We start from the raw sequence: 1,423 nt of genomic DNA on the forward strand, positions 1-1,423 counted from the left end.
GGTCAAGCCCCGGCGAGTGGTGTAGCGGTCGGTGATCCTTCTGCTGTTGGTTTCGGTTAGGCGCTGAGTTCGAGGACGGGCTGGTCGGTCACCTCATCTCCGGTGTCGGGGACGAGGGTGAGGCGGGACTTGGCGAGGATGTCGAGTCCGAGGTAGCGGCGTCCTTCGGCCCATTCGTCGGTCTGCTCGGCGAGGACGGCGCCGACGAGCCGGATGATCGCGTCGCGGTTGGGGAAGATGCCCACGGAGTCGGTACGGCGGCGGATCTCCCGGTTCAATCTCTCGTTCGGGTTGTTGGACCAGATCTGCTGCCAGAGCCCGTCGGGGAACCCGGTGAACGCGAGGATGTCGGCGCGGGCGGCGTCGAGGTGAGAGAAGGCGTCGGGGAGTTTCTCGTCGACGTAGTCCAGGAGCCGGTCGAACTGGGCGTTGACGGCGTCGGCGTCGGGCTGGTCGTAGACGGAGTGCAGCATCGCTTTCACTGCCGGCCACATGGCCTTCGGTGTCACGCTCATCAGGTTCGCGGCGTAGTGGGTGCGGCATCTTTGCCAGACGGCGCCGGGCAGGTTCGCCGCGATCGCCTCCACGAGTCCGGCGTGAGCGTCGGAGGTGACCAGGCGCACCCCGCCCAGGCCGCGGGCGACGAGGTCGGCAAAGAAGCTGTTCCAGGCCGCCCCGGTCTCGCTGGTCGCCACCCGCAGGCCGAGGACCTCGCGGTGGCCGTCGGCGTTCACCCCGGTCGCGACCAGCACGACGGCGTTGATGACACGGCCGCCTTCGCGGACCTTCATGGTCAGCGCGTCGGCGGCGACAAACGTGAACGGGCCAGCATCGCCCAGGGGGCGGTGCCGGAACTGGTCGACGTGCTCATCGAGATCCGCCGCCATCCGCGACACCTGCGACTTCGACAAGCTATGGATCCCGAGGGTCTTGACGAGCTTGTCCATCCGACGGGTCGAGACACCGGCGAGGTAGCAGTCCGCGACCACGGTGATCAGCGCGGTCTCGGCGCGCTTGCGGCGCTCGAGCAGCCATTCCGGGAAGTAGGTGCCGGTGCGCAGCTTCGGGATCTGCACGTCGATCGTGCCGACCCGGGTATCAAGGTCGCGGTGTCGGTAGCCGTTGCGCTGCGCGACACGGTCCGGGGACGCCTGCCCCCATTCCGCGCCGACAACGGCGTCCGCGTCCGCGGACAACAGTGCGTTGATCATCGTCTGCAACAGTTGCCGCATCAGATCCGGCGACGAATCGGCGAGGGCTTCACCAAGCAGGCGGGCAGGGTCGAGAATATGAGGTGCGGTCATCGTGATGATGCCTTTCGAGTGGGATGTGAGAGTTTCCTCGAAGGATCACGCGGTGACCGCACTTCGTCGCGATCGACGAGCCGGCCACCACGGGCTACACCACTTTATGGGGCACTACT

Annotated in this window: 1 protein-coding gene; it reads right to left on the reverse strand. The window is 66.9% G+C overall.

The window, feature by feature from the left end; translation table 11 throughout:
• Nucleotides 1-56: 56 nt before the first annotated feature.
• Complete coding sequence (locus KZA10_RS15220) at nt 57-1,304, reverse strand: IS256 family transposase (RefSeq protein WP_218683306.1); 1,248 nt, start codon at nt 1,302-1,304, stop codon at nt 57-59.
• Nucleotides 1,305-1,423 lie beyond the last annotated feature (119 nt).

The organism is Microbacterium sp. BF1, from assembly GCF_019279095.1.
GTDB classification, from domain to species: domain Bacteria; phylum Actinomycetota; class Actinomycetes; order Actinomycetales; family Microbacteriaceae; genus Microbacterium; species Microbacterium maritypicum.